The organism is Streptomyces sp. NPDC005303, from assembly GCF_040607335.1.
Classification (GTDB): Bacteria; Actinomycetota; Actinomycetes; order Streptomycetales; family Streptomycetaceae; genus Streptomyces.
The window spans coordinates 22,090-47,739 of the sequence record NZ_JBEXGM010000040.1 but is presented as its reverse complement, the minus strand read 5'-3'; the positions used below and the strand labels follow the sequence as shown (position 1 = coordinate 47,739).

The following is a 25,650-nucleotide window of genomic DNA, read 5'->3' as shown; positions in this document are numbered from 1 at the left end:
CGCAGAACAACCAGCTGGCGGAGGCGGCCATGTTCAGGGTCTGGGCCGGGGGCGACATCGGCAAGGAGCATCACCACTGCGTGGCACTCGACGCCCGGGGTGAACAACTTCTGTCGCGCCGCGTGGGCAATGACGAGCCAGAGCTGCTGGAGCTCATCCGGGTGGTCCTCGCCCTCACCGGCGAGGGAGAGGCGCTGTGGGAGGTGGACACCAACCACGGCGGTGCCACCCTGCTTATTGGGCTCCTGCTTGACCCGGACAGCCGATGGTCCACCTCACCGGCCTGGCGGTCCACCGCGCCTCGGCCGGCTACCACGGTCAGGCCAGGACCGATGCCAAGGACGCCCGCGTCATCGCCGATCAGGCCCGGATGCGCCAAGACCTCGGACTGCTCCGTCCCGGCGACGAAGTCGCCGTCGACCTGCGCATCCCCGGAGTGGTTCGAGCTCCCTGCGCCCAGGGCCGGCGCGCAGCGGGAGCCGGGAGCCCGGCTGTGGTCGCGCCTCTACCTCCCGACCGGCCACGAGGGCTCCCGGCCCGAGCCTATGAGCCATGCCGTGCAGCGGCATTCCGAGGTGTCAGCACAGCTCCGCTCCCCGCGTCGGCCGATCTCGTGCGGCGTTCAGGAGTTGACGGCCTGCGATTGCAGCTCCTGGCCAGCTGGGCAGCAACGCAGAATCAGGCCAGGTCCGCCACACGGCACGACGCCAGAGTGTTGGCGCAGGTCACGCCGAATCCTGCAGCAACGCCTGCTTTCGGTCTCTACAGTCGCCACATGGCCACTGAGGACGAGAGCCCGAGTCCGCCCGACATCGCCGGGATGCTCAAAAAGCAGACCAGCGCCTGCAAGGCAGCACGCGACGCCCTCGCCGTTGGCGGCGAGGTAATGCTCTTCGACGTACGGCCGCCACAGTGGATGGTCTTCGGCATCGCCGCGTCAAGGCTGAGGTGGTCGTTGAGGATCGGACTGACGACCCTCGGCCTCGACGAGGCCGTTGAGATTCTCCGCGCTCGGGACCGCGACGAGGAACTGCGTACCGGCAACATCGTTGCAGCAGACCGATCTTGGTTTTTCACCCTGTACTTCGACGCCACCGGGACCGAGCTCCTGGCATGCAGCGGTGTCAAGAACGAGCGTCCCCCGCGCAGGAACGCTCAGAAGCTCCAGCTGTAGAGGCCGCCACCCGTGTCGACCGCAGACGCCGCAAGCCGGGCAACTCCTTGCAGGACCGCCAATAGATCATCGTCGGTCATGTCGTCCCCGTCCTCAGACCGGAGCCGCGTGGTCCAGCGGCCTGCCAACTCTTCTAGTTCGGCCGAGGTCGCGTTGGCCAGCGCCCGGGTCAACCGCTGTGGCAGAGCGAACACCTCAACGCCATCGTTCAAGGGTGGAGTGACCCACTCCGGCCACGGCCGCCACGCATAGATCTGTTCAGGAGGCGGAGCCTCGGCCGAAGGCTCCTCGAAGTACATGTCCCACTCGGCGATGGCAGTGTCCGGCTCAATGAAATGGCAGGTCACGGACTCAAAGCTCTCAGCAGGTCCCCGCAGGCGCGTCGCAGCGGCAGTCTCGTCGTCGGGGGCGAGGAAGATCACTATGTCGTGGGCCATCTGAGCATGATGGCAGCCCGCCGAACCGACGCGGATGACGGATATCGAGGCCAGGTGACATCTGTCTCCACCAGGCACATGCGGCTGGCTCCCCGCTCTGGACTGCACGGCTTCTGTCAGTGGCCTCTGTCAGGATGCCCCGGTCAACATCGTGATCAGGAGAGACCATGGGCACTTGGGACGTCGGTCCCTTCGACAACGACACCGCAGCGGACCTTGGTGGTGACCTTGATGAGGTAGCCGCAGGCGAACGTGAAGGCATCGTCCGCAGTGCTCTCACACGTGTGATCGACACCGCGGCTTACCTCGAAGCACCCGAATCCGAGGTAGCCGTAGCCGTAGCCGCGGGCGCGCTCGTCGCGGCACAGTGCCCCGGGGGTGAGCCGGCCGATCCAATCTATTGGACGGAAGAGTTCCTCCCGAATCTCACTGGCTTGCGCGATCCGTCCTCGCATCCATCGCAAGCCGGCACATCACCCGCCGCACCACCGCCTCCGTTGCCACAGCCCGGGTGCGCAGCAAGTGCCTGGATGTAGGCGCCGTCGCTGTTCTTCATGATCCGTGAGTCAGGGTCGGTGAAGTTGGCCTGCGGCTTGGGCTTGGGCACGCCTTAACGGCGGCCTTGTGCCCGGCGTTGGTGACGGCCTGCTTGTCGCTGGTGCCCGCACGCTCCTGGCGGCGGCGCTCCTTGTCCTCGGCGTGGCGGCGGGCCTTGTCGGTGGCTTCGGCCTCGATCTGCGCGCGGGGGGCCTGCAGCCTGGCCAGGCGCTTCTCGCGCCGGTCGAGCCCGGCGGGAAGACCGGTGTCCTTGCCGTCCGTGCCGAAGCTCTGGTCCTCGGCGATGTCGGTGGCTTCGGCGTCGGCCAGCAGAGCCTGGGCCTTGGCCTCCAGGGCGGCGATCTCGGCTTCGATCCGCTCCTCCTTGTCTACCAGGCGGCCGTAGCTCATCGCCTTGTGCTTGGAGGCGTTCGCTTTGAGCTTGGTGCCGTCCAGTGCGACGCGGCCCATCTTGACCATGCCGAGCTTGGTCGCCAGGTGCAGCGACTGGGTGAACAGGTCGGCGAAGGCGTCCAGGTGGCGGCGGAACCGGGAGATGGGAGCGGAAGTCCGGGGCTTGGTCGGCGGCCAGGAACCGGAACGCGATGTCGTCGGCGCACTTGCGCTCGATCGCCCGTGAGGAGCGGACCCCGGTGGTCTAGCCGTAGATCAATAGACGCAGCATCAGTCTGGGGTCGTAGGGCGGATAGCCGCGCTTCTCGGTGTAGTCCGCCAGGACAGGTCCCAGGTCCAGGACCTCGTCCACCGGGTCGGCGACGAACCGGGCCAGGTGGTTCTCGGGCAGCCAGTCGTCCAGCGACGGGGGCAGCAGCAGGACCTGGTGCGGGTCGAACGCCCGAAACCGCTTGTCCACCCCCGCCCCACGGCGCTGCCTCTGCCTCTTCTCGACCGGCTCGACCTCGAACAGCCCATCCCCACCACGCATACCGATATCATCCGGCACGAATGACCATGAAACGCACGCGGGATGCCGTCACGCGGTACCAGCTCAGAGGGCCGCTGGCTGGAGCTGATGCGGCATGTTCCAGCCTTCGGCGAGTTTCGACGGATGGATGTTGTGTCCACCGCCGAAGAACTCGCAGAACTTCATGATGAGCGGGTCCCATCCGAGCGGGTCCACGTAGTGCGTCCCCGGGATGATCAGATCCTCCTCGACGTGGGCGCGAAGGACTTCGACCTGGAAGGCGGTGGCATGAGGAGTGGGACCGCCGAAGGGGTGCGCCGAGACGACCCTGCACTCCATCTGGACCGGACATTCCGCGACCCGGGGCGCCCGAACCAGCTCCGATGCCTGCTCGGTCAGCTGCGCGGCCGAGAACTTGTCCGGCTCGTATCGGTAGCCCTGCTTCACCTTGTGGTCCGGCACGGCCGATGTCCCGGTGGTGAGCGCGATCCGGTCAACGGCGTCGACCATCGCGGATGAGGGCAGGTTGAGCACGCATTCGCGTTCGCGCAGCAGGTTCGCGGTCGTCTGACCGCTGTTGCCGAGACCGAGCATGCAGGACTGGCCCAGCCACCAGGCGGAGGACATCGGCGCGAGGTTCGCGGTGCCGTCCTCGTTGCGTGAGCTGATCAGCACCACCGGCGTCCCGAAGTACAGCACCTTGAGCCCGGGGACCACGTGCATTCGTTCGCCTTTCGCGGGATGTGAGCTGGAGAGACTCGCCGTGCGGTGCACGAGCCGTCACCGACTCTCCCTGAAGCAAGCGAACGCTGCTGGCGGCAATCGGACCTTGCGTTCCGGCAGGTCGGATCGATCACCCCGACCACGGACACCCAGCCGGTTGACGATTACGGGGACACGCTCCTAGGGGCATGTACATGGTGGGCTGGTTCGACAGCGCCAACCACTACCACTACCTCGGTCCGGCCGCCCAGGCAGGCATCCCGGCGGAAGACCCCTTCGCCCAGTTCGATCTCCGGCCTGTCCACCGCGGCTAATGGGGTCGCGGTTCAGCCCCGAGACCCGACCAAGTGCCCTTGCAGGTGCTACTCGTCGAGGAACTGAAGGGCGTGCTTCAGGAACCGCTCGGGGTACTGGAACTGCGCTCCGTGCCCGGCGTCGGGGTAGATCAGCAGCTGGGCGTTGGGGATGTTCTGGGCGAGATGCCAGGAGTTGATCGAGGCGATCATCACGTCGTTCTCGCCGTTGAGGACCAGGGTCGGCTGGGTGATCGCGTTCAGGAAGGCGTAGGGGTTCTCGCCCGGCAGCGGTTCCGCGTAGGCGATCGTCGCTTCGAACTGCGCCTGTGCGACCGCGGGGGAGCTCGGCGGGTCCTGGTCGGCCCGCTGGTGGCGTCGCTCCCAGAAGGCCTGGCCGGCTTTGCGCGCGGCTTCCGAGCGGCCGAAGAACAGGAAGAGGAAGTCATCCAGGGTGGGGACCGGATTCAGTGCGTACTCAGGCACCTTGGGGTCGCTCGTCGGGTCCCCGCCTCGGAGGCCGGTGCCGAGCAGGAGGAGCTTGCGCACCAGCTGGGGGTGGCGCAGCGTGACCTCCTGCGCCTGGTAACCGCCGATCGAGAAGCCGAGCAGATCGACCTGCTCCAGCCCCAGCGCCCGGATGACCGCGGCGATGTCGTCGGCCATGTCCTCCATCCGGTTGCGCGGCGTGCCGGACGACGAGGCGATGCCGCGGCCGTTGAACAGGATGACCTCACGGCCTTCAGCCAGGCCGTCGGTGAGCGTCGGGTCCCAGTTGTCCATTCCCCCGCGGAAGTGCTGCACGAGGAAGATCGGGACGCCGGAGGGCTTGCCCCAGCGTCGGTAGGCGAATCGGTCGCCGTCGACCTCGATGTGTTGAGTCGGTGCGGTCACGTGCGTGTCACTCATGGTCTGAGCCTTTCTGGAGGGGACGGGCAATACGATGACGATCGTCATCTAAAAAGTCAATCACTTTGATGTCGATTGACATCTATGTATGCTTGCCCGTCGAGCGTCGACCGTAGAAGGGGTGGCTGTACGTGCGGGTCACCAAGGCACAGGCAGAGCGCAACCGTGCGCACATCGTCGCGACAGCCTCCAGACTGTTCCGCGAGCGTGGCTATGACGGCGTCGGCGTGGCGGAACTGATGGCAGCCGCCGGGTTCACCCATGGCGGGTTCTACAAGCACTTCCGCTCCAAGGCCGGCCTGATGGCCGAAGCGTCCGCAAGCGGGCTCTCGCAGACCGCGGCACGGGCAGAAGGTGTGGACCCCGCCGAGTTCGTCGAGAGCTACGTCTCACGGGAGCATCGCGACGGACGCAGCGACGGCTGCACCATCGCGGCCCTCAGCGGCGATGCCGCACGTCAGCCGGTGGACATCAAGACAGAGTTCGCAGCCGGGATCGAGAACCTGCTGACGGCCCTTCAGGCCCCAAGCGAAACGCAGGGGGATGCGGACCAGCGCGCGGCCCGCACCATGGTGATCGACATGCTCGCCCATTCGGTCGGAGCGATCATGTTGTCGCGGGCATGTCCCGACGGTTCTCCGCTGGCGGACGAAATCCTTGATGTCTGCCGCAAGGAAATTCTCGCATCGCTGGCTCACAGCAACAGCAACAGCAACAGCAACAGCGACAGGCAGGCGGCACGGAGCCCAGAGGCATGACCACAGTCGACCGACGAGAGCCCAACCATCCGACGGTCAGTTCCTGATGCAGACGGCTGCGGCTTCGAGTAGCTGTTGCGGCGTGAGTGCTTGAGCGGATTTCGTGATCGGCGGCTCTGGTCGTGCTCCCTCGTACGCTGCTGTGCATGGGGTAGGACCTGCACATCACGCGGCGCGACGACTTCGGTAACCGCACCTGACTTACCGGGCATCCGCCGTGACGTCACCGGCCAGCCGTCATCTACGGCTGGTGCGGCATTGCGGGACGCAGGAGTGCGATGGCCGGCTGGCGGATGCTTCAGCCGGCCGCTGTCTCCGGCTGCGCCTCGACCGCAGCGGGCTTTGGGGCGGCCGCACTGGTGTAGAACACGGATGAGCCCTGCTTGGTGCGGTGAACGTGATTCTTGGCCACGAGTCCTTCGAGGGTGGTGCGCACGACGGTGGTCTTGATGTTGCGCTCAGGATGGGCCTGCCCCAGCGCGGAGGAGATTTCTGCCGCGGAGCGCGGCTCGCTCTGCTGCTCCACGTGAGTGCGGACCAGTTCGACGAGGGTCGGCGAGGCGGCTGTGGTGGAGGCCGTCGCGGATGAGGCTTTGGCTGCGGTCTTCTTGGTCGCGGTCTTCTTGGATGCCGTCTTCTTCGCGCCTGCGGCACCTGTTTTCTTGGCCTTGGTCGGCTTGGGTTCGACAGAGGCCTGCTCAGGCACTGACGGCGCAGTCGTGGTGTCCGGCCTGGCGAGGCTTGCGCCGCCGAGGGCCTGCTGCATGCTCACCAGCACACTGTGGTCGTGCTGCAGGGCACCCAACTGCTTCTGCAGCGCCTCGATCTCCGCACCGATACGTTCCTGTTCCTTGGTGTTGCGTTCGAGGTCGCTCGCCACCTGGGCGCTGTACTGCGATGTAAGTTCGGTTGAGGGGGTCGGATTTTCAGGCATGGCATGGGCCTTTCTTCAGTTCGCGGCCGTGGCGGTGAGAACTAGCAGGCGCCGAGTCCGCGAAGGATGCGGCATGTGTTCGTCTGCGACAACGGGGCAGCTCGCATGCCGCGACCGCTGCGGACTACGACTGCCTAGAAACATATACGCATGAGCAGAGCCGGATGTTCCTGTCGAGTGATGTCTCGCTCTCTCCCGCCGGGTGCGGGGCGCGGCGGCTGGCCGGGGGCAAGGTCACTGCGGAACAGGTGTGCGGCCCGCGTTGGCCGGGGCCGGAAGGTGCCAGGAGACCTCGTCGGTCTCGAGGTAGTACTGCCAGGCAGTCAGCATGCGTGTGGTGACCAGCCGGTCAAAAAGCCCCTCGGTCTGGTGGGGTAGGGAGTACCCGCACAGGCGGGCGAGCACCTCCATGTCGGTACTGCCGGCCTCGCCCGACGTGCAGGAGGCCACGGCCACGGCGGCCAATTGCACGGACGGCGGCCTCCCGGTCGGCGGGGCCAGTGAGGCGGGACGCAGCGCCCACTGGGCGGCCCGGGCCCGCATCCGCTGCCCGGCTTTCTGGGCGAGGACCGCAGCATCGAGCAGTTGGGCCTCCACGTGCGGATGCCTGCCGGCCCTGCGGCGCAGCCAGCCGGCATGCTCCAGTTCCTCCCACAGTTTCCTGCGGACGCACAGCCGCGTGCCACGCAACAGGCCGCGGGGTAGCCGGACATAACCGTTGCCATCGGGGCGCGGGGCGCACTGCAGGGCAAGCAGACGGGCGGCCGGGAGTTGAGGCGGGGCAGCGCCGCCGCGAGACAGGTGAGCATCTCCCGTACCCGCATGCGCTCACCCGGCCCGTGAAGCGGCCGTGAAGCGGCCGGGGAGCGGCCGGCGTGCGCGCTCGATGCGGGAACCGGCATCACCTGGGGGAGGTTGTACTACTGGCTCCGAGAGCCGACAGTCCAGTCTGGCCGCGCCTGCGAGGTGCCGCGATGGCCAGGCCGGTCTCCACTGGCGCGAAGTGGAAGAGGGGCATGCCGCCGTCTGCGCCGGGGCGGCGCGTTGCTGTCTGCGAGGCGCTGGCCGTGTCGTCCGACTTGGCGGCTGGCGCGACGGTATGCAGCCATCCGGACCCGCATCGCCATGCGAAGGCTGCGGTTAGCCCCCGCGTTTACCTGAGCTCCGGCCTTCGATTCCACTCTGTTGGGCGCCGCAACCCCTATGAACGGCAGGGGACCCGTGATCTATGAAAGGTAGAGCCGGATGACGCCCCGCCATCCTCTGGCTTGCGCGTCCAGGCAGGTGGCTCACGACCGGAGCCGGGCGCCAGGCCCGGGCCTGGCGATGACTTCCCCAGGGGTGAGGGCGACGTGTTCTGCTGAGCACTCGACGACGACGCGGACCATAGCGTCGCAGTCGGTATGGCGTACGTCCAGGACGAGGCCCTCCGGGTCGGGAGCGTGCGTCTGGCCCCACTGCTGCAGTGCTGCCAGGACGGGCCACAGGTCCCAGCCCTTGCGGGTCAGGCGGTACTCGTTGCGGGAGCGGTGGCCGGGCTCCTGGTAGGGGACGGTCTTCAGGATGCCGACCGAGGTCAGCTTCCTCAGGCGGTCGCTGAGGACAGCCTCCGACAGTCCGATGTGCCGGTGGAAGTCGTCGAAACGGCGGACTCCGTTGACGGCGTCACGCAGGATCAGCAGCATCCATTTCTCTCCGACCACGTCGAGCGTGCGCTGGACGGGGCAGTTCTCCGTGCTCGTCTCAAGCCACTCCATCCCGCCATGGTAAAGGTCTGGCTTCGTCGTTGACAGTCAGCTGATCAAGAAGCTAGCTTCGCTAAATAAAGTCAGACCGGGAGGCGCTGGACCGTGGGACGCACACGCACGTATCAATGGGACGATCCTGCGACCCTGGCGGAAGCCGCCGGACGCATGGCCGGCATCGACTTCCTGCGCGCGCTTCGGACAGGCGACCTGCCCGGGCCGCCCATCAACTACACGCTCGATTACACCCTGGACGAGGTGGAGCCTGGCAGGGTGGTCTTCTCTCTGACGCCGGGTGAGGAGCATTACAACCCGATCGGCAGTGTGCACGGCGGCATCTTTGCCACCTTGCTCGACTCGGCGGCGGGCGCGGCCGTCCACTCCACCCTTCCGCATGGCACTGGGTACACCTCGCTCGACCTGACGGTGAAGTTCCTGCGGCGGATCACCGTGGAGACGGGCACAGTGCGCGCCATCGGCACAGTTGTCAGCAAGAGCCGTCAAACCGCCCTTGCTCAGGCGCAGTTGGTCGACGCGGACGACCGTCTGCTCGCCCATGCCACCAGTAGCTGCATGCTCTTCCCCGCGCCCCCTTCTCAAGCGTGACCTGCAGGGCCCCTGTCTCCTCCAGGGCGGGGAAAGCAACGAAGGCCCTTGGCGGCGACCGGTGAGTGCGGACCCGGCCCGCTACGCCCGGTGTCTCACCCCTCGGCGCTGTTGATCTGCGGAGGGTGAGGTCTGTGCGGTGACGCTGTGGGTTCAGTAGTCGGTGTAGCCGGCCGCGCCGCCGTAGAACCATCGACTTCGCGGTACACCGGCTGCCCGACGTCGTCACGCTGCCGCTGACGGTGTCCGCGATCGTCGGGCTCGCAGGGGCCGCGCTGTTGCCCGGTGTCGGCGGCAGTTGGCGCACCGCGCTGCTCGGTTCTCTCACCCTCGGCGCCTGCTGCTTCGTGCTGTTCCTGATCAACGCCAGGGGCTTCGGCTTCGGCGATGTGAAACTCGCCCCTGCGCTCGGGGCCGACCTGGGGTGGTGCGGCTGGGGAATCCTGCTGATCGGTACCTTCGCCGGGTTCCTGTTCGAGTGCCGTGTTCGGCAGCGGCCTCATCCTCATGCGGCGGGTCGGACGCAAATCGGCGATCCCGTTCGGGCCGTTCCTCCTGGCTGGCGCGTTCGCCGGGATCCTCTTCGGTTCCCGCACCCTGTGACCTTCGCGGGCCGAGTCGGATCTCCGTCTAGCCGGCGGCGAGTTGGAGGAGCTCCGGTACGCCGTGCACGCGGGCGTAGGGCGCAAAGCGCGGGAGAAGGTCATCGATGAGGCGGGCGCAGCGGGGCGCTCCGTTACGGCGGGCCAGGAGCAGGGACTGGGTTGCGGCGGCTGCGGCGGGTTCGGGTTCTTTCAGGTCGAGGTAGCTCGCGGCGCGGTAGGCGAGGAAGACGCCCTTGGTCTTGTCGCGGGCGGGTGTGAGCAGGCGTTCGCCTTCGCTGATGAGCTGATGAGCTGGTGGGCGCGGCTGGTGTCGCCGAGGTCGAGGAGGGCCTGTCCGGAGTCGACGGCGAGGTCGGCCTCGGACACCCAGGCCCACCAGGCGGGCCGGTCGGTGCCGATGTCGTTGAGGTGGTGTTCGGCCGGCGAGGGATCGGAGCACGGCGCCGCGGTCACTTCGGTCGCCGCGTTTGGCGAGGGTGCGTGCCAGGTGCAAGTGGGGCGGCGGGATTCTGGGCGCGGGTCAGGGCGTAGTTGAGGATGCTGGCTGCGGTGGTGCGGTGGCGGCGCCAGGCGGCTTGGTAGGCGAGGTCGCCCAGGAGCCCGGCGCCCATGTCACGGTCCCCAGCCGCGTGCGTGTTGTGCAGGCCCGCGATCCAGCTCTGGCTCGCGTGAGTGTGGCGGCGCAGATCGAAGGCGTGCCAGGCGACGGTCTGGGAGAGGGAGGCCGCCAGGGTGTGCAGGCGCAGTCCGAGGGCCGGCGGGTAGCGGCCGGTCTCGAGGAATTCGGTCACCGTGGCGAGGTGTGCGTCCAGGAGTGCGGGGGTGTGCTGCCGCTGCTCGGTGGGCACGCCGGCCAGGTGCCGGGTGGAGTCTTCCAGGAAGGCGACGAGCTCTTCGCCGATGGGTTTGCCGTCGTGGGCCTGGGCGAGCGCGCGCCGGCGGGGAGGCTGGCCCAGTACGTGGCCAGGGCGGACAGGGCGGGCCGTGTCGGAAATGGTCAGGAAGGTGCGGCGTTCCCCCGCTGTTCGCTGGGCCTCTCTCAGGGCGGGCACGAAGCTGTGCGGACCGAGGGGGACCACTCCGTTGGCCGTGAACGGCAGCCAGTTCGGCCAGTCGTCAGCGCGGACGGTCCGCAGGCCAGCCGAGCGCTTTAGCGATAGACCTGGGATTCATCGCTGGGGCGGACGCCGCGCTGCCATTCGCGCACCCGTGCTTCGTCGATCCCGGAGCGCAGTGCCGCCGCGCGCCGGCGGCATGGATACCGGAGACGAGTTCCTCCATCGTCTTACCGGCCGCACGACGCGCCACCACCAACGGGTGACCGGTGGGCCCTTCCGCGTCTCCATCCAATTACTCAGCGCACAGGACTGGTGACTCCTCACGATGGTCAGCGCGGGCCCGTGCTGGTGCTGAGCACCATGTGGCCGATGTACTGGGGCCACCTGGCGGACGACCCGGCGGACGGGGACTTGTCGACCTTGCCATCACCATCACAATGCCTCCCACATTCCATGCGCGGGACTTGGTCGAGGCCGCAGCGGTGGTCGCCTCTGACCCCCGTCTGAGACTGGCCCGCAGCCATGCCGCCGGTGGACGCATCACTCCGGTTACGGCGCCCTGCGGTAGAGGTAGAGGTAGAGGCCGATCATCAGCAGGGCGATTCCCGTCGGTACGAGCACTCCGTCCCAAAGAAGGCGATGGTGATCCGGAAGGGTCGACCCCAGCAAAATGATCAGGCCCGCCCCCTGTGCGATACCGGCCCAAGCCTTCGCAGAGCCATCGGCAACAGATTCGGCCGACTTTCTGAGGCGCGCCAGACGCAGACCACAGATAGTGATCAAGACGATGGCCATACACAACACGCTGACGAACGTCAGTACGTCCAAAAGACGGCTCATTATTTTCCTTCCGTGATCACGAGTTGAGAGGTATTCCTTCAGCCGGCGGCGGTGGCGGTGCGGAATTCTGGTTCCGCACCGCCATTCACAGCCTGCTATTGGTGCCAGGTGTAGCCGCCGGAATAGACCCACCTGTGGTGCCAGCCCCACCACCACCAGGACACGCGATAGAACCAGACCTGGAAGTAGATTCCGCGGTCTCCACCCCAGTCATCGATCACCTGGATGGTAGGGGCCAAGAGCCCCAGCCCTGCGCCTATGGAGGCACAGAACCATCCGCAGACGATGGCGAGTGCGCCGAACACCGCAGCACCCGCGTAGAGGAGGTCGATGATTACGTGGGTACGCCATTCACTGACATAGGCCCGGCACGTCTTCCAGCGTCCCGAGACGCTGCACCATTGCGCGTTGGAGTTGCCTCGTGTTCCGGTGAGGTCGTATCCCGTCACCGGGTTCTGGTTGGAGTAGTCGTACGAGTTGGCACTACCCCCGACCACCGAGTCGACTTGGCTGAAACGCCCGGTGTCAGGGTTGTAAGCCCTGACACCCATGAGTATTTGCTGTCCCAGGGCATTGCTCGACCTCTGGTCCGCCCCCTTCCAGCCGTATTCGGTCGACCCTCCGGATTCGCTTGCGCCGAACTCGGTGTATGCGAACGTGCCAGTCACCGAACCGGATGCCGGATCAACGGTGGCCACGGTGTCGCGGTGCAGGTCGACGAGGGCCAGGACGGTCCCTGTCGACGTGACCTGCGCTACCAGACCCGCGGGCGTGGATATGTTGCGGGTCCAGCCGCCGCTCGAGTCGTTTGTCCAGACGGGATTGTCGCTGCCGTCCGCGTAGTGGTTGGTGTGGGTGATACCGCTGCTGTCGATGTAGGTGGCGACCCTGTTGTCCTGGGGGTCGTACTGCCAACTCATCGTCGCTGAGTTCTGGGTCTGGCTGGCGATCATGTGGTTGGCGAAGTACGTGGCGGACAGGGCGTTTGTGCCGCCGGCGTCGACGGCGGGTGTGGTGGTGATGTCTCCCTGCGTGTCGTAGGTGTAGCCGGTGTCCGTCAGACGGTCGGCCGCGTCGTAGGGGAGGGCTCGCGTCGTCGCTGTGGCGGTTTGGCAGCTGCCGTCCGAAGCAGGTGCCGCGGTGGCGGTGGACGTCCGGTTGGAGTCGACGTCGTAGCCATAGGTGCGGGTGGTGCACTGTCCGGCTTGGGCGTCGGCGACGGAGACCAGTCGATCTGCAGCGTCGTAGGTGTACGACTTGCTGCCGTTCAACTCGTTACGCTGCGCCCAGTCGCCGTGTGTGTTGGTATCGATGCTGTCGCTGATCGGCTCAGCCCACGCGGCGTTGTTGTACGTGAGGTTGGTGGCTGTTTCGGTGGGGTCGTACGTGTAGGTGCCGACTGTGCCGCCTGGGTAGTTCTGGGTGGCAATGTCACCGTCGGCGGTGTAGGTGGTGGTGAAGGTACCCGCCAGCGAGTCCGTCTCGCTGGTCATGTCGCCACTGTGGTCGCCCCCTCCGTTGTAAGTGAGGGTTGCGCTGCCCTTGCCGTCGGCGCGGCCGATGATGCGGTTGGCGAGGTCGTAGGTGTACGTGGCGACGTTTCCGGATGCGTCGGTGTAGCTGGCGGTGTTGCCGAAGTCGTCATACGTGGTGTTCAGATCCGCCGTGACAGTGCCGTCAGAGGCGACGTTCTGGGTGTCCTTGGGCAGTCCGGTGTCTGAGTCGTAGACGGTCTTCGTGGCCGGGACCGCGATGCCCATACCAGAACCACTGGTGGTGATCGAGGTTCCGACGGACCTGCCGGCGCTGTCGTAGGTGGTCGTGGTGGTGCGGGTGGAGGTGCTGCCGTCTGCCGCGGTGTAGGTCTCGGTCCTGGTCAGTGGCTCCAGGTACACGTTGTAGGTGTACCTGGTGACGGGCAGGCTTGCCAGGCCGCTCGTGCCGGGCTGGGCTGCGGGTTTGGTCTTGCAGGCGAGGTCGGCCCATGCCGCTTCGTTGCCGCAGCCGGAGTCAGCGCTGTTGGCGCCGGCGGTGTAGTAGATGGCTTTGGTCGTGCCGGCCCCGCCCCCCGCGGTGTTGCTTGGCATACGGGTTTCGATGGGCAGGGACTCCCCGCCGTACAGCGAACTGTCCTCGTTGTAGGCGGCGGCGTTGGTGATATCAAGGTGCCCGGTCCCGGGATCGTTGGTTGTCTGCAGCGGGGTACGCAGTGTCCAGCCCGTATTGTCGGAGCCGATGTTGTAGACGTTCTGAGTAGTGCGACCGTCCACGTCAGAGCTGCCCGGGACACTCGTGCCAAGGCTTGCGCTGACAGTCTCACTGGTGACCAGATCGTAGGCGTTGCCGTTGGCGTCCTGGTCGTTGTTGGGTGCGCCTACGTCGTAGACGTCGTGGGTGTGGGTGCGGATGGTCTGCAGGCTGCCGGCGGCCACGGCCTGGTGGGCCGGGCCGTAGGAGTCCAGCAGTTCGGTGCCGTCGGCCGAGTACAGGTTCTCGGTGTCGAGCTGTCCGGCGACGGTCGCCGAGGAACCACTGGCGGCAAGGGCGGTGGCCCGGTTGCCCGCTGTCAGTTCGCGGACGTCGTTGCCGTTACTGTCGTACTCTGTGGTGGATATGTTCCAGCCATTGGTGTACGAGGCTTCGTTGACCTCGCGGCCGTCGGCGTCGTAGTACAGGACCTGTGCGTAGGTCCAGTCCGAGGGCGGGCTGGAGCTGGGCGCGTGGTCGGCTGGGAAGATCGCGACGGCAGAGACCGGGCTGTCCTGCTGGCCCCAGGTGGCCGTGGTGGCCGAGTCCATGTTCGTCGGGCCGCCGGCCGCGGTGGTCAGCGGGACGCTGTAGACGACGACGCTCTTTGCCACGCCGCTGCCGTTGGCCGCGTTGTGGGTGTGGGTGACCGATACCAGTTTGCCGAAATTGGCGTCGCTGGGGGTGAAGTCGTAGGCCAGTGTCCACGGCTGCAGCACGTTGGCCGGCAGGCCCCGGTTCTGGGCTGGGTAGATGGCGGTGATGCGGCCGTAGTCGGAGTCGGTGTCGGTCTCGTCGTACGAGTACATCGTCTTGAGCGGAGTGCTGATGCGCGGGTCCCACTCGTACTTCAGTCGACCGGCGGCGTCGTAGGTGTAGTCGGCGACCGGGGTCTGGGTCAGGGTGCTGCCGTTGGAGGTGACGAAGTCAATCTCCGAGACGTTGCCGGTGGTGGCGTCATAGGAGAACTTCAGCGCGCGGCAGCCGGCATCCCAGGTGGCGGCCGACGGCGGGTTCGGGCAGGCGGTCGTGCTGGGGGTGCCGGCGGCCGCGTTGGCGTCCGCGGCGATCACCAGCAGGGGCTTGCCGTAGCCGGGGTCACCGGCGGTGGAGTCGTAGACGTAGCCGGTCGAAGTGTTGCCGCCGCCGGGCTGGGTCACGCTGGTCGGCAGGTAGACGCCTGTTGCCCCGCCCTGGGGGACGGAGAAGGCGGTCACGATGCCGTTGATGTCGGTGAGCGTGAAGGCGCCGGACTTCTTGGTCAGCGTCAGCCCGGCCGTGACTGCGGGGCCCTGCGGAGCGTAGGTGGTCAAGCCGGTGCCGTCGGTGCCGCCGGTGGCGAAGGTCAGCTTGGAGCCGTCGGTGCCGGTCAGGGTCGCGTAGCTGGTGGCTTCGGTGACGGACGACCACATTGCACTGGTGCCCTCGACGGGGAGGCTGGTGGTCCAACCAAAGCCGAAGATCGAGGAGGCCGTCGGAGCGAGGGAGTTGAAGGTACGAGTGACGCCCAGTCCGCTGCCGAAGCTGGCGATGGACACGTCGTTCGCCGAGACGGAGGCATTGCCGGACTGCAGACCGATGGTGACCGGTCCGACCTTGGTGGTGCCGAAGTCGGCGCCGGTGCCGATGCGGTCGAGGGTGTCGTTGACCGGCGGGGTGGTGATCGGGCTGTTGCCCGAGGAGTCGGTGAAGACCGCCTCGATCTGCAGCAGCCCGTCGTCGTTGAGGGTGTGGGCGACGTTCCAGGTCAGCGCCGGCGACTGCACCTCGCCCGTGGCCGAGGCAGTCGCCACTGGCCAGGTCACCGGCGAACCGCTGTTCGTGACGTCGCCGGCCGGGATCGTGATGAACGAGCCCGTGGTGCCCTTGCGGTACTTGAAGGTCACCTGTGCCGAGCCAGGCGGCGCCGCGGCCTGCAGCGGAAACGTGGTGGAGGTCGTGCCTTGGTCGTCCGGCGAGGTCATGCCCGCCGAACCGACACCGAAGGAGTAGTTCGTGGTGGTGCCGTTCTTGTTGGCCTTGCTCACGACGTACACCGACAGTGTGTGATAGCCGGCGGCAGGGTTGATCGAGATGCTGGGGGCGGTGCCGGAGATGTAGGTCGTTGTGCCGCTGTCCAGGCTCCAGTCGTAGCCGGTGATGTCGCTGGAGGAGTCGGTCAGCGAGCAGGTGGTGCCGCCGCTGATGGCCGCCGTCCACTGCCCGCTGGGGTAGCCCGTGCAGCTGACGCTGGGCGCGGGCGGGGTCGCGGTGTCGATGGTGAAGGCCTTGGCCGTGGTCCACGCCGAGTAGTCCTCACCGTCATAGGCCCGCACCTGCCAGGTGTACGAGCCGTCCGGCAGTGCCGTCGACGGCTTCCACGTCGCGGCCGTCCCGGACGTGACGAAGGCCGTGTTCCCGGATGCCTTGACCGTGGATCCCGAGAGGATCTGGTAGTCGAGCTGCACCGTGTCGCTGTTGGCGTCGGTCGCCGAGGACGACAGGGTTGGGGTGCTGGTCGACGTGTAGCTGGTGGAGCCAGAGACGTCGGACGGCGTCATCGAGAGGTTTGACGGGGTGCTCGGCGGGTTGTTGTACGTGATGGAGAACGTCGGGTTGTCGGTGAAGCGGACGAGGTCGATGTCGTTGGTCTCGCTGGCGTTGTACAGCCCCAGCGTCCAGTTGCTGTTGTGGATGTTGGCGATGGTCTGCATCCCCGCCGTGAGGTCGAAGGCCACCGACAGGTTCGGGCTGGAACTTGTCGTGGTGAACGCCTTCGACACGTTGGGGCTCGGATAGTTCGGGTTCGTGGAGCCCGTCGCCTTCGCCGGCTGGTTGTTCCACGTCGTCGACGAACTGATCGACCCCATCGAGAAGACGTTCGCGGTGGTCGAGTTCGACCCCGAGGCTGCTGCGTACACGACCTTGGAGTTCAGCGTCGCAGAGATGACGTGGGCGCCGTAGATCGCCGACGGAACGCTCAGGTTGTAGAAGGTGCGCTCAATCCCTGTCGGGGACGAGAAGCCCTGGTAGCCGACCGCCAGGCCACCGCTGCCGCCGGTGTCGTAGTTCGAGACCGTTGGATATGCCTGCTGCACCTCGTCGTAGTGCAGCGTCGAGCCCGACGCCGGGTGTGGGGTGAACGCCGGGTCGATGTAGACCGGGTAGGCGGTAGAACTCTCCTTCAACATGGACAGGTCGGGGGAAAACGTCAGACGTCGGCCCTTCAGCGCGGACTTCACCCGGCCGGTGTGAGCCCGCGAACCGGGAACCTTCGTCGTCGAGACCGTGTCGGCCTCCGGATGTTCACTCCGCCGGCTAGCGCCCGAGCCCGCAGACGGGGCGGTCGCCGGTGCATCGGTGGCGGAGTCCCACATCACCGGGGCCGGCGAAGTAACCAGCTCCCGGCCGTGCTTGTCCGTCATCTTCACGTTGCCGCCGGCGTCCTGCGACAGCGATGTCCCGGAGCCGTTCACGGTATTCAACGCGAGGGCCGCGAGCTGCGGATCAGCCGCCGCCTGCGCGTTCTTGACGACCAGCGTCTCCTCGATTCCGCCCGCCGCCGTGACCGTCACCCGCAGGTCCACACCATGCGGCAGCACGTTTGCATACGTCGCGGTGTCACCTGACAGCACCGGCCTTGGCAATGCCGAAGGCCACGACAGCGACAGTTTCCGGCCGTCCACCGTCATGATCGCCAGCGGCCCCCGGCCGCCCCCGGACAGCACCAGAGGCGACTCCGAGCGAAGCGGAACCACCGTGCCGGACTTCGTCCGCTCCAACTGCGCGTCCAGCGCCGCCCATTCACTGCCACGCTTGACCCAGCGAGGCTGCGCCGACACTTTGTAGGTGAACGTCCCGTTCGGGTCGGCGAAAGTCTGCGATGCGTCATTCCGGTCGTCCAACACCTCCACCGGCGAGTGCTGGGACTTCGCCGCCATCATCGCCGCCACTGCGTCCGGCCGCGAAGCCACTGGTGCCACCGCGTGCCTCCTGGGCGCTGCCTCGGCAGCCGAAGCACCGACAGTCACACCCAGCAGCGTCGACACCATCGCACCAGCGACCACCACCGCTGTGCCACTACTTCCATGCGGGGGTCTCAGCCGCCCCGCGCATCTGCGCGATCTCATCGCGACTCCCTTTCGCCGCCGAAGACATGCGGACACTTCTTATGTCACGTGTACAAGCTGCGCGATCATGACATCCCCCCGCCCTCCGCCCCTGGCGCGCTCGGGAAATCCTCAAGCTTGCATATGGGTTGCACCTGTGACGCGTCGTCAGCAAGTCACGCTTCGTCGCCGCTCCAACGGAAATGAGCCTGGATGGCACAACGCTCTGTGACCGAGCCCAGCGATCCTTAAGGCCATGGCCAAGAGGGGCCCAATGAAAGGCCGGGAGACCATTACGAGATCATGATGGAATTGGGTGATAATTCGGATTTTTCGGGAAAATCCGCCGACTGGCGGGCAATCGCCAACAGCTATCCAACGTCGAGCCGCAGGTCTCCAGCGGGGTCCGCACTATCTTGACCAGTGGACGAACCGGGCGGAGTTCCTACGTCGCGGGGGAAGGTGAGAAGGGGCGCGGTCCTGCATTGACGGGAGAGTGCAATTCGATGGTGGAGGCGCCGGATCAGGCCGGGCGCGCTCAGATAAGGGCCCCGGGGGCGCAACCGCTCTCGCCGGGCCGCCGCGTTTGCCAATCCGAGCTTTTGCGCGTCCCTCGTTTCGGCGGGGATGCGGATCTCGTAGGTGGTGCTGCTCGCGGACGATCCCGTCTCTCCCCTGCACGTGGTGCAGGAGCCGCAGCTCCCGTCCCCGGCGGAGCGTGCACGGCTCCGTGAGGCTGCCGGCATCACCGAGGACGACAGGGTTGGGGTGCTGGTCGACGTGTAGCTGGTGGAGCCAGAGACGCGCGGCAGACGGCAGCACAGCGTCGTGCCCGACGCCGTGTGTGGGAAGCCCCACCAGGTGTGCCGTCCCTGGCCTGACAGAGGAAGGAGTAGACAGATGAGACCGACGGAGGAACAAGGAGAACTACGTTCCGCCGTGCGATCGTTGCTCACGCGCTACGAGGGCCCGGCAGCCCCTGGCCGAGCAGATCGGTGTTGCAGGCCCGGCCGTACCCGAGGCGTACGGTGGCGCGGGCTACGGGGCCCAGGAAGTGCACGTCGTCATGGAAGAACTGGGACGTGTCCTCAGCCGCGTGCCGTACCTCGGCTCGGCGGTGCTCACCACGCAGGCACTGCTGGCATCCGGCGACGAGGAAACATGCCAACGCCTGCTGCCGCCTCTCGGGACAGGACAGCTGTTGGGGCCTTGGCCTGGGCCGAGCGGGGAACCTGGGACCCCGACCAGATCGCGGCTCAGGCTGTCCCCGTCTCCGGCGGGACCTGGCGCATCACGGGAACCGAGGAGTACGTCCTGGACGGTGCGGATGCCGAACTCCTGCTGGTAGCCGCCCAAACGCCGGCCGGGCTGTCCCTCTTCGAAGTGGCCGTGACGAGACCGGCCTTCGCTGTGAGCCGACCGTGGCGATGGACCAGACCCGCACCTGACACGCGTGGTACTCGATGGAGTTGAAGGACGCCTCTTTGGCCAGGACGGTGACGCGGGACGCGGGACGCGTCCTGCGACATGTCATGGACCAGGCCTGCACGGCGCTGGCTGCCGAGCAGGTGGGGGCTGCCCAGCGTTGTCTGGATCTCACGGTCGCCAATGCCAAGGACCGGGTGCAGTTCGGCCGAGCGATCGGGTCCTTCCAAGCGGTCCCCGAGGGGGTGCGTCCGGTGGTGGGCGACGCCACCGACACCGAGACGGTCGCCAGCCTGGCCGAAGGGGCCGACGTGCTGGTGCTGACCGTCGGCGGCCCCGACGCGCGCCTGTACACCGACGCGGTGGCCACCGCCGCCGCTGTCCGCGCCTCGGCCCCAAGGGGCCGCGCATCATGCACATGGGCGGCGGGGCAAGCCTCCTGAACGAGGACGGCGTGCGCTTCTTCGACGCACCCGGATTCCCGCCGGAGTACAAGTCCTACGCGATCGGCCAGATCCAGGCCCTCGACGCCTACCAGGCGCTCGGTAACGACGTCACCTGGACGTACCTCTCCCCGCCGCCGGTGCACTTCGCGCCCGGCGAGCGCACCGGCCACTACCGCACCGGTCTTGACCAGCCAGTCGTAGGCGACGACGGCCAGGCCCGCATCTCCTACGAGGACTACGCCGCCGCTCTCCTTGACGAGATCGAAACCCCCCGCACCTCAACCGGCGCTTCACCGTCGGCTACTGAGTACCTGACGCTGTCGGGGATAGGGAGATCGTTTTAGCGCCCTCGTCCGGCGTGCGGATCCGCTTCCGGCGGCACCGTCGCGCCCACGCACACCCCGCGGAGTAATTGTCAAAGCCTGTGGATCATTGTCTGCGCCAGCGAAATTCGGGTGGGTGCCCCGAGTGTCGACGAGCGCAGCTCGTTTGTGACACTCGTCCCCATGACCAGCAGCAACGCCCTTGGCTTCATCCAGATCGTTGACCCGCAGGAGATCACTCACGAGCTGAAGCAGACCCTCGTGGACTGCTGGACCGAGGTGAGCAATGCGGGTGGGGCGGCCGGGTTCCCCTTTCCGCCGGTGGATGCCGCCGAGGTCACCGCTGTCCTTGACCGCATCATCGAGATGCTTGCCCCAACGACCAGCCGCCTTCTGATCGCCCTGGCCGATGGCACCGTCGCGGGCTGGCTGAACATCCGTTGCGATCCCCACCCGCCCGTCGCGCACTGGGGCACGATTCACCACCTGCAAACCCGTCTCGGCGTCCGGGGCCAGGGGATCGGCGCGGCATTGATGAACCGGGTCCGTGAGGTCGCCCGCGACGAGATGGGCCTGGAGCAGCTGCACCTTGCCGCCCGCGGTGGTGTCGGTCTCGAAGAGTTCTATGGCCGACTCGGCTGGAAAGAGATTGGCAGGTGGCCCGGCGCTCTGCGGCTGGCCTCCGACGACGATCGCGATGAGGTCCTCATGATGCTGTCGCCTTTGTGACACCCATCCTGATTTTGGCCCAGGTGGGGCACGACGACAGGGGCCGCAAGGTTGTCATGCCGAGAGGGGCTGCGTGCGCTCGATGCGCTGTCCGCGTTCGAAAGCGGGCTCAGGCGCGGACGAGGGCGACGAGGTGAGGTGAGTTCACGGCCAGCCAAGCGGGCCTGGGCGGACTCGACGAGCTTGAAGACCATGGCCAAGGCGGCGGCCGCGCTGCCGGCACCTCGGGTGGCCTTGGTCCGCAAGCGGACGGTGGCGAAGGTCGACTCGATCGGGTTCGTTGTGCGCAAGTGGATCCAGTGCTCGGCGGGAAAGTCGTAGAACGCCAGCAGTTCGTCGACGTCGTCGGTGATCTTCTTGACAGCCTTGGGGAACTTCGCGCCGTAGCTCTTGGCGAACGCGGCGACGGCCTAAAGCGCGTGGTCGCGGTCCTCGGCGTTGTAGATCTCCTGCAGGGCCTTGTTCGCGCCGGGCTGAGGGGACTTCGGCAGGGCGTTCGCAAGGTTGGCGATCTTGTGAACCCAGCACCTTTGGTGCCGGGTCTCGGGGAACACTTCGGACAGGGCTTTCCAGAAGCCGAGTGCGCCGTCGCCGACCGAGCGGACGGGAGCGCGCATCCCGCGCCGTTGGCAGTCGCGCAGCAGGTCGGCCCAGGAGTCGGCGGACTCGCGGTAGCCATCGTTCATGGCGATCAGCCCTTTCGTGCCGTCAGCACGGACGCACATCAGCACTAGGGCCTGTTGCGAAAGTGGATCAAGGTCGTAGATGCTCACGTCCCACCCGGTATGACAGCGAGCAGCCGTGAGTGCCGACCAGCGCAAAAAATGTGATCACGAGGGACGAACGACTGCTAGCGTCGGCCGCATGCCTGAACTGATCGCACCCACAGGCCGGCTGCAATCCTCTTGGCTCGCAGCGCGTGACGAATGGCCCCCAGGTGCCCACCAGGACGGGACCGGCCTGCGTCTCGCGCTTGATGCCGACCTCGAGAGGCCCGCCGTTTTTTTGGAGCAAACAGGAGGAGTGCAGGCGAGACGCCCGCCTCATCGCCACCTCGGCATCGCCAGTCCCTCAAGCATCACCAGCACCATGCAGCCGATCCGCATACCAATCAAAATGCCTGCAATTGCGATGTAAACACCCTCTAACTGATCGTTTCAGAATGAGGTTCGGAGGCGGCGGAGGCATATGAGGCTGCAGGCGAGTTCGAGCAGGCTCTGATGGACGTCGTCGTTCGTAGCGGATGCGGAGCCGTTTGAACTGGTGGAGCCAGGCGAAGGTGCGCTCGACGACCCATCGGGTTTTGCCCAGGCCGGAGCCGTGGGCGACGCTGCGTCGGGCGATCATGGGCTTGATGCCTCGCTTCCACAGCAGGCGGCGGTACTTGTCGAAGTCGTAGCCTTGGTCGGCGTACAACGGCTGGGGCTTGTGGCGGGGCCGTCCACGCAGACCCCGGATCGGCGGGACCGCGTCCAGCAAGGGTAGAAGCTGGGTGACATCGTGCCGGTTGCCGCCGGTGAGCGTCACAGCGAGCGGGGTTCCGTGCCGGTCAACGATCAGGTGATGCCTTGGAGCCGGGTGGGGCTCGATCGACAGGCGAGGGACCGACATGATCCCCCTTTGAGCGCTCGGACATGCGAGCCGTCCACGGCGCAGTCGTTGAGGTCAGCTGGCCGGCGCGGCGCAACTCGTCCAACAGGACGGCATGCAGGCGGGGCCAGACGCCGGCCTCGGTCCAGTCGCGCAGTCGGCGCCAGGCCGCAACTCCCGAGCACCCCACGGTCTCCGTCGGGACGTCCCGCCAGGCGACACCAGTCCGCAAGACGTACATCACACCCGCGAGCGCCGTCCGGTCGGGAACGCGCAACCGCCCTGGATGACGGCGGCGCCGCTCGGGTGCCGGTGGCAGCAGCGGGGCGATGCGCTCCCAAAGGTCATCAGGAACGGGATCTGCAGGCACATCTGACACCTTGTCGACCTAGATCATCGAGTGCAAGAGCATCCGGACATGACGTTCGATGAGAAGCTCGGCGTGAGCCACACGTCCAGCTCGTCAGCCCAGGTAGAAGCCCTCGTCTTCCTCATTTGGCTGCAGCGGTGCAAACTGCCGCAGTTCGCTGTCCCGGATCATCCACATGCGGAAGAACCCCTCCTCCTGATCCATGATCAGGAGCTGTACCAGGTTCGGCTCGCGCCACGGCATCTCGAACACACGCTGCTTGAGGGCGTCGAGGTCGGCATGGTTCAGAGCACCCGCCCACACCTCGCACTCGGGGTGTTTCCAGCCACCCCATTGGTTGGTCTCAGGGCTGGTGAGCAGTTTCAAGAACCCGACACCGTGAACCTCTGATTGAGCACGACGAGGGGCATCCGTCCGCAACCACTCGCTCAACGCCTCCGCACTTGCATTGTCGGCCGAGTCGACCGAGATCATCACGTTAGCCACCCAGCTCATAGCCATGGTTCTACAGCAGCGGCCAGCGTCCCTGCCCGACTTTTCCCTGCCACGTCACGTGCCTCCTCTCCAACCGTCCTGCACGTCTCATTGTGAAACGATCAGAAGTCAAGCCCTCCCCGCCTTCCCATCGACTTCCTCTGAGGTACTCCACTTTGCTGACCGGCGCTCACTGCGGAACCGGCTGTCGTAGCGGGGCAGTGGGGGTAGCAGGGTGGACAGGGTGTGCCAGGCGCTGTCGGAGATCCGCGGCCGCCACGCCGGCACGGTGCCGGCCAGGGCGATGAGTTCGTCGACGAGGGTCTTCTGGGTCGCGCCAGATGCCCCGCCGGCACCCCGCACCACCCGGCCAGCTGCTCCTGCGCCACCGCATCGAGCAACACCTCAGCACCTGCGGCTTCCATCCCGTATGCGGCCGCCGCCCGGTTGAGGAACGACCACGTTGTCTCGCCCACCACGGGCACCGCCCGCAGGACTGCCGTCACCGAACTGCCTCCCGCTCGCACCCGACCGGGCGGTGCCCCGCAGCACGCACAAAGCGCTGGCCCGCTGAATCGGTTCCTGGCGAACGAGCGTTGCCCGTGCCCGGTACCGCCCTGGCCGCATTGCTCCACCTCGGATTCGGCGGCCCCGGCGACTCCCACGACGCCCAACTCGACGCGCCGGGAGTTTTCGTCGGCGAGGTCGTGTGCTTGGCGGTGGTTCGGGGCGGCGCGGGGCGGCGCAGAGGCATCAATCCGTTGGCTTGGCTTCGTAGGTGACAGCGGACACCGCTTGTCGATGAGTTCGGACACCACTTGTTGATCAACGCACTCAGGAATGTCCATCAGAAGTGAGACTACTTGGGTTTGTGCGTCGCCTGCCGCCCCCGTGACTCACAGGTCGAACCTCGTGTCTGCCTGAGCGTGGAAATCAGATGACCGCGGCTGCTCTCGTCTTCGACAATGACGCATGCTGATTGACCACTGGCCCCTGGTGGGACTGCGTTTGAGTACCCCGCGCCTGGAGCTGCGACTGCCCAGCGAGGATGAGCTGGCCGAGTTGGGCGAGCTTGCGGCAGAAGGCATCCACGAGCCGGACCGCATGCCCTTCCTCGTGCCGTGGACCGACCTGCCTCCAGGGGACCGAGCGCGCTCGGTGGTGCAGCACCACTGGTTGCGCAGGGGGAACTGGTCACCGGAGAACTGGGCCCTGAACCTCGTTGTCTTTGCCCATGACCAGGTCGTCGGCCTGCAGACCATCGCCGCCCGGGACTTTGCCATGCTGCGGGAGGTGAGCACTGCCTCCTGGCTCGGGGCACGGTTCCAGCGGCAAGGGATCGGTACCGAGATGCGTGCCGCAGTGCTGCACCTGGCCTTCGCCGGCCTGAACGCACTCGAGGCCATGTCGGGTGCCTTCGAGGACAACGCCTCCTCGTTCACCGTATCCATGAAACACGGTTACGAACTCGACGGTGTCGAGCGGCATGTGGTGCGTGGCCAGCCTGCGGTCATGCGGCGGCTGAGGCTGACGCGAGCCCGCTGGGAGATGCACCAGCATGTCCCGGTCTCGATCGTCGGGCTGTCGTCCTGTCTGCCGATGTTCGGCCTTTCGGACGACAGCCGCGCGGGCCTCCAGGAGGCGACGAGGAGGCCCGGCGGAGTGCTCAGTTCGGCCACGACTCGGTCTCGGCCTGGTGAACCGTGATGCAGTGCACGGAGTGACGCACGAGCATGTGACCATGCGCTTCGAGCCGACTTCGCGTATATCGCGCTTGCCGGGGAACGATTGCCGGCCTGGAAGGCCTTCAGAGGCGCGAAGCGACGGGTTCGCGGGTGGTTGCATAAGCCTGATCGTGCTGCTCGTCGAAACCCCGGTCGCCTTTCTGCTGGGGCTGACGTCGGTCATCCGTGGATGGGGCCGTGCGGACGAGCAAATTGTGGCACCCGCGATGGACTGGGTTCCGGTCCTCTGGTTCGGCGGGTTCACGTTGGGCGTGCTCGTGATCGCCGTGATCTTCCTGTACTCGGCACATCCGTTCGCAGGAGCGGTCCAACTGCTCGTGGCAGCCATTGCGCTGTCTTTCACGATCGCTGCTTGGCACGGTCAGTACGAGCGTGCCCACCCGCCTAAGCCACCAACGAGGGCCGGGATGCCGCGCACTCCCTCGAACCACGGGACCGACCGGTAGAACCCACAACGGTCGGTGGTGCTGGGTTCCCTCGACGGTCCTACTACTGCTGACTTGGGGGGCCAGGCCGGGGGCGGTCTTGGCTTGGTGGGACAGCAAGGGGGGCGGAGCCCAATTCTTGTAGGGCTTCGGCTGCGGCCCTGTGCGAGATGTCCGGAGGGTGATTCGCCCGTTTCTCGCTCCGTCACGCCAACCTCCGCAGTTTCGTTCGGGGAACGGTCAC

At 66.7% G+C, this 25,650-nt stretch carries 24 protein-coding genes and 4 pseudogenes; 14 read left to right on the top strand and 14 right to left on the bottom strand.

All coding sequences use genetic code 11. From position 1 onward, the window contains the following. Nucleotides 1-29 precede the first annotated feature (29 nt). A pseudogene (locus ABZT93_RS35565) lies at nt 30-427 on the top strand (transposase); the annotation flags it as partial. A gap of 348 nt (nt 428-775) precedes the next feature. After that, complete coding sequence (locus tag ABZT93_RS35560) at nt 776-1,174, top strand: hypothetical protein (protein ID WP_356112491.1); 399 nt, start codon at nt 776-778, stop codon at nt 1,172-1,174. Here the strand turns inward: ABZT93_RS35560 and ABZT93_RS35555 are convergent. Continuing rightward, nucleotides 1,156-1,611 carry a hypothetical protein gene (locus ABZT93_RS35555; protein ID WP_356112457.1) on the bottom strand — a complete coding sequence of 152 codons (456 nt, stop codon included), beginning with the start codon at nt 1,609-1,611 and terminating at the stop codon, nt 1,156-1,158. The genes ABZT93_RS35560 and ABZT93_RS35555 overlap by 19 nt on opposite strands. A gap of 167 nt (nt 1,612-1,778) precedes the next feature. Between ABZT93_RS35555 and ABZT93_RS35550 the strand changes: the two genes are divergently transcribed. After that, on the top strand, nt 1,779-2,147 hold the full coding sequence (locus ABZT93_RS35550; protein ID WP_356112455.1) for a DUF4259 domain-containing protein: 369 nt from the start codon (nt 1,779-1,781) through the stop codon (nt 2,145-2,147). On the opposite strand, the pseudogene ABZT93_RS35545 reads toward ABZT93_RS35550, so the two are convergent. Together ABZT93_RS35545 and ABZT93_RS35540 are read right to left on the bottom strand one after the other, a co-directional pair. Beyond that, nucleotides 2,135-3,076 (bottom strand): annotated as a pseudogene (locus tag ABZT93_RS35545) (transposase); the annotation flags it as partial. The gene ABZT93_RS35550 and the pseudogene ABZT93_RS35545 overlap by 13 nt on opposite strands. Nucleotides 3,077-3,157: 81 nt before the next feature. Beyond that, entirely contained in the window at nt 3,158-3,796 is a 639-nt protein-coding gene (locus ABZT93_RS35540) for a flavin reductase family protein (RefSeq protein WP_356112454.1), read from the bottom strand. Nucleotides 3,797-3,984: 188 nt separating this feature from the next. On the opposite strand from ABZT93_RS35540, the gene ABZT93_RS35535 reads away from it, so the two are divergent. Further along, nucleotides 3,985-4,110, top strand: coding sequence for a hypothetical protein (locus ABZT93_RS35535; protein WP_356112452.1), 126 nt, complete (start codon nt 3,985-3,987; stop codon nt 4,108-4,110). 48 nt (nt 4,111-4,158) lie between these two features. Here ABZT93_RS35535 and ABZT93_RS35530 read toward each other — a convergent pair whose 3' ends face one another. Further along, entirely contained in the window at nt 4,159-4,998 is an 840-nt protein-coding gene (locus tag ABZT93_RS35530; protein WP_356112449.1) for an alpha/beta hydrolase, read from the bottom strand. Between the two features lie 131 nt (nt 4,999-5,129). Between ABZT93_RS35530 and ABZT93_RS35525 the strand changes: the two genes are divergently transcribed. After that, nucleotides 5,130-5,756 carry a TetR family transcriptional regulator gene (locus tag ABZT93_RS35525; RefSeq protein WP_356112448.1) on the top strand — a complete coding sequence of 209 codons (627 nt, stop codon included), beginning with the start codon at nt 5,130-5,132 and terminating at the stop codon, nt 5,754-5,756. A 298-nt stretch (nt 5,757-6,054) separates the two neighbouring features. Here the strand turns inward: ABZT93_RS35525 and ABZT93_RS35520 are convergent, their stop codons facing one another. The 3 genes from ABZT93_RS35520 to ABZT93_RS35510 form a co-directional block, all read right to left on the bottom strand. Then, the gene (locus ABZT93_RS35520; RefSeq protein ID WP_356112445.1) at nt 6,055-6,636 is read right to left on the bottom strand and encodes a hypothetical protein; all 582 of its coding nucleotides are present in this window, start codon (nt 6,634-6,636) and stop codon (nt 6,055-6,057) included. Between the two features lie 288 nt (nt 6,637-6,924). Then, on the bottom strand, nt 6,925-7,380 hold the full coding sequence (locus tag ABZT93_RS35515) for a hypothetical protein (RefSeq protein WP_356112444.1): 456 nt from the start codon (nt 7,378-7,380) through the stop codon (nt 6,925-6,927). A gap of 599 nt (nt 7,381-7,979) precedes the next feature. After that, the gene (locus ABZT93_RS35510; protein ID WP_356112442.1) at nt 7,980-8,447 is read right to left on the bottom strand and encodes a helix-turn-helix domain-containing protein; all 468 of its coding nucleotides are present in this window, start codon (nt 8,445-8,447) and stop codon (nt 7,980-7,982) included. 93 nt (nt 8,448-8,540) lie between these two features. On the opposite strand from ABZT93_RS35510, the gene ABZT93_RS35505 reads away from it, so the two are divergent. Continuing rightward, nucleotides 8,541-9,041, top strand: coding sequence for a PaaI family thioesterase (locus tag ABZT93_RS35505; protein WP_356112440.1), 501 nt, complete (start codon nt 8,541-8,543; stop codon nt 9,039-9,041). A 242-nt stretch (nt 9,042-9,283) separates the two neighbouring features. Further along, on the top strand, nt 9,284-9,754 hold the full coding sequence (locus tag ABZT93_RS35500; protein ID WP_356112438.1) for an A24 family peptidase: 471 nt from the start codon (nt 9,284-9,286) through the stop codon (nt 9,752-9,754). Between the two features lie 81 nt (nt 9,755-9,835). On the opposite strand, the gene ABZT93_RS35495 is transcribed toward ABZT93_RS35500, so the two are convergent. The 4 genes from ABZT93_RS35495 to ABZT93_RS35480 all read right to left on the bottom strand — a co-directional run bounded on the left by ABZT93_RS35495 (nt 9,836) and on the right by ABZT93_RS35480 (nt 17,753). Beyond that, the gene (locus ABZT93_RS35495; protein WP_356112436.1) at nt 9,836-10,099 is read right to left on the bottom strand and encodes a hypothetical protein; all 264 of its coding nucleotides are present in this window, start codon (nt 10,097-10,099) and stop codon (nt 9,836-9,838) included. Further along, nucleotides 10,096-10,698, bottom strand: coding sequence for a hypothetical protein (locus ABZT93_RS35490; RefSeq protein ID WP_356112434.1), 603 nt, complete (start codon nt 10,696-10,698; stop codon nt 10,096-10,098). The genes ABZT93_RS35495 and ABZT93_RS35490 overlap by 4 nt, the downstream gene beginning before the upstream one ends. A 555-nt stretch (nt 10,699-11,253) precedes the next feature. Then, nucleotides 11,254-11,544 (bottom strand): hypothetical protein, encoded by a 291-nt coding sequence (locus ABZT93_RS35485; RefSeq protein ID WP_356112432.1) that lies wholly within the window; start codon nt 11,542-11,544, stop codon nt 11,254-11,256. A 95-nt stretch (nt 11,545-11,639) separates the two neighbouring features. Next, entirely contained in the window at nt 11,640-17,753 is a 6,114-nt protein-coding gene (locus ABZT93_RS35480; RefSeq protein WP_356112430.1) for an RHS repeat-associated core domain-containing protein, read from the bottom strand. 1,105 nt (nt 17,754-18,858) lie between these two features. On the opposite strand from ABZT93_RS35480, the gene ABZT93_RS35475 reads away from it, so the two are divergent. The 4 genes from ABZT93_RS35475 (at nt 18,859) to ABZT93_RS35460 (ending at nt 20,802) form a co-directional block, all read left to right on the top strand. Next, the gene (locus ABZT93_RS35475) at nt 18,859-19,227 is read left to right on the top strand and encodes an acyl-CoA dehydrogenase family protein (RefSeq protein WP_356112489.1); all 369 of its coding nucleotides are present in this window, start codon (nt 18,859-18,861) and stop codon (nt 19,225-19,227) included. A gap of 115 nt (nt 19,228-19,342) precedes the next feature. Beyond that, entirely contained in the window at nt 19,343-19,747 is a 405-nt protein-coding gene (locus ABZT93_RS35470; RefSeq protein WP_356112429.1) for an acyl-CoA dehydrogenase family protein, read from the top strand. Then, nucleotides 19,723-20,094: a hypothetical protein gene (locus tag ABZT93_RS35465; protein WP_356112493.1), complete on the top strand. Its 372-nt coding sequence runs from the start codon at nt 19,723-19,725 to the stop codon at nt 20,092-20,094. The genes ABZT93_RS35470 and ABZT93_RS35465 overlap by 25 nt, the downstream gene beginning before the upstream one ends. Before the next feature lie 162 nt (nt 20,095-20,256). After that, nucleotides 20,257-20,802 (top strand): GNAT family N-acetyltransferase, encoded by a 546-nt coding sequence (locus ABZT93_RS35460; protein ID WP_356112427.1) that lies wholly within the window; start codon nt 20,257-20,259, stop codon nt 20,800-20,802. A gap of 109 nt (nt 20,803-20,911) precedes the next feature. Here the strand turns inward: ABZT93_RS35460 and ABZT93_RS35455 are convergent. Next, nucleotides 20,912-21,536 (bottom strand): annotated as a pseudogene (locus tag ABZT93_RS35455) (IS256 family transposase); the annotation flags it as partial. Nucleotides 21,537-21,666: 130 nt separating this feature from the next. On the opposite strand from ABZT93_RS35455, the gene ABZT93_RS35450 reads away from it, so the two are divergent. Beyond that, nucleotides 21,667-21,939, top strand: coding sequence for a hypothetical protein (locus tag ABZT93_RS35450; protein WP_356112425.1), 273 nt, complete (start codon nt 21,667-21,669; stop codon nt 21,937-21,939). A 20-nt stretch (nt 21,940-21,959) separates the two neighbouring features. On the opposite strand, the pseudogene ABZT93_RS35445 reads toward ABZT93_RS35450, so the two are convergent. Both ABZT93_RS35445 and ABZT93_RS35440 read right to left on the bottom strand, forming a co-directional pair. Beyond that, nucleotides 21,960-22,762: pseudogene (locus tag ABZT93_RS35445) on the bottom strand (IS5 family transposase). A 93-nt stretch (nt 22,763-22,855) separates the two neighbouring features. Further along, nucleotides 22,856-23,257, bottom strand: coding sequence for a squamosa promoter-binding protein 15 (locus ABZT93_RS35440; RefSeq protein ID WP_356112423.1), 402 nt, complete (start codon nt 23,255-23,257; stop codon nt 22,856-22,858). 951 nt (nt 23,258-24,208) lie between these two features. Here ABZT93_RS35440 and ABZT93_RS35435 point away from each other — a divergent pair. Continuing rightward, complete coding sequence (locus ABZT93_RS35435) at nt 24,209-24,943, top strand: GNAT family N-acetyltransferase (protein ID WP_356112421.1); 735 nt, start codon at nt 24,209-24,211, stop codon at nt 24,941-24,943. 34 nt (nt 24,944-24,977) lie between these two features. Beyond that, complete coding sequence (locus tag ABZT93_RS35430; RefSeq protein WP_356112419.1) at nt 24,978-25,427, top strand: DUF6234 family protein; 450 nt, start codon at nt 24,978-24,980, stop codon at nt 25,425-25,427. Nucleotides 25,428-25,650 lie beyond the last annotated feature (223 nt).

Coding starts and splice junctions, on each gene's coding strand:
- ABZT93_RS35560 (WP_356112491.1), top strand. CDS start 776: ATGGCCACTGAGGACGAGAGCCCGAGTCCGCCCGACATCGCCGGGATG.
- ABZT93_RS35555 (WP_356112457.1), bottom strand. CDS start 1,611: ATGGCCCACGACATAGTGATCTTCCTCGCCCCCGACGACGAGACTGCC.
- ABZT93_RS35550 (WP_356112455.1), top strand. CDS start 1,779: ATGGGCACTTGGGACGTCGGTCCCTTCGACAACGACACCGCAGCGGAC.
- ABZT93_RS35540 (WP_356112454.1), bottom strand. CDS start 3,796: ATGCACGTGGTCCCCGGGCTCAAGGTGCTGTACTTCGGGACGCCGGTG.
- ABZT93_RS35535 (WP_356112452.1), top strand. CDS start 3,985: ATGTACATGGTGGGCTGGTTCGACAGCGCCAACCACTACCACTACCTC.
- ABZT93_RS35530 (WP_356112449.1), bottom strand. CDS start 4,998: ATGAGTGACACGCACGTGACCGCACCGACTCAACACATCGAGGTCGAC.
- ABZT93_RS35510 (WP_356112442.1), bottom strand. CDS start 8,447: ATGGAGTGGCTTGAGACGAGCACGGAGAACTGCCCCGTCCAGCGCACG.
- ABZT93_RS35485 (WP_356112432.1), bottom strand. CDS start 11,544: ATGAGCCGTCTTTTGGACGTACTGACGTTCGTCAGCGTGTTGTGTATG.
- ABZT93_RS35470 (WP_356112429.1), top strand. CDS start 19,343: ATGGAGTTGAAGGACGCCTCTTTGGCCAGGACGGTGACGCGGGACGCG.
- ABZT93_RS35465 (WP_356112493.1), top strand. CDS start 19,723: ATGGGCGGCGGGGCAAGCCTCCTGAACGAGGACGGCGTGCGCTTCTTC.
- ABZT93_RS35460 (WP_356112427.1), top strand. CDS start 20,257: ATGACCAGCAGCAACGCCCTTGGCTTCATCCAGATCGTTGACCCGCAG.
- ABZT93_RS35450 (WP_356112425.1), top strand. CDS start 21,667: ATGCCTGAACTGATCGCACCCACAGGCCGGCTGCAATCCTCTTGGCTC.
- ABZT93_RS35440 (WP_356112423.1), bottom strand. CDS start 23,257: ATGAGCTGGGTGGCTAACGTGATGATCTCGGTCGACTCGGCCGACAAT.
- ABZT93_RS35435 (WP_356112421.1), top strand. CDS start 24,209: ATGCTGATTGACCACTGGCCCCTGGTGGGACTGCGTTTGAGTACCCCG.
- ABZT93_RS35430 (WP_356112419.1), top strand. CDS start 24,978: ATGCGCTTCGAGCCGACTTCGCGTATATCGCGCTTGCCGGGGAACGAT.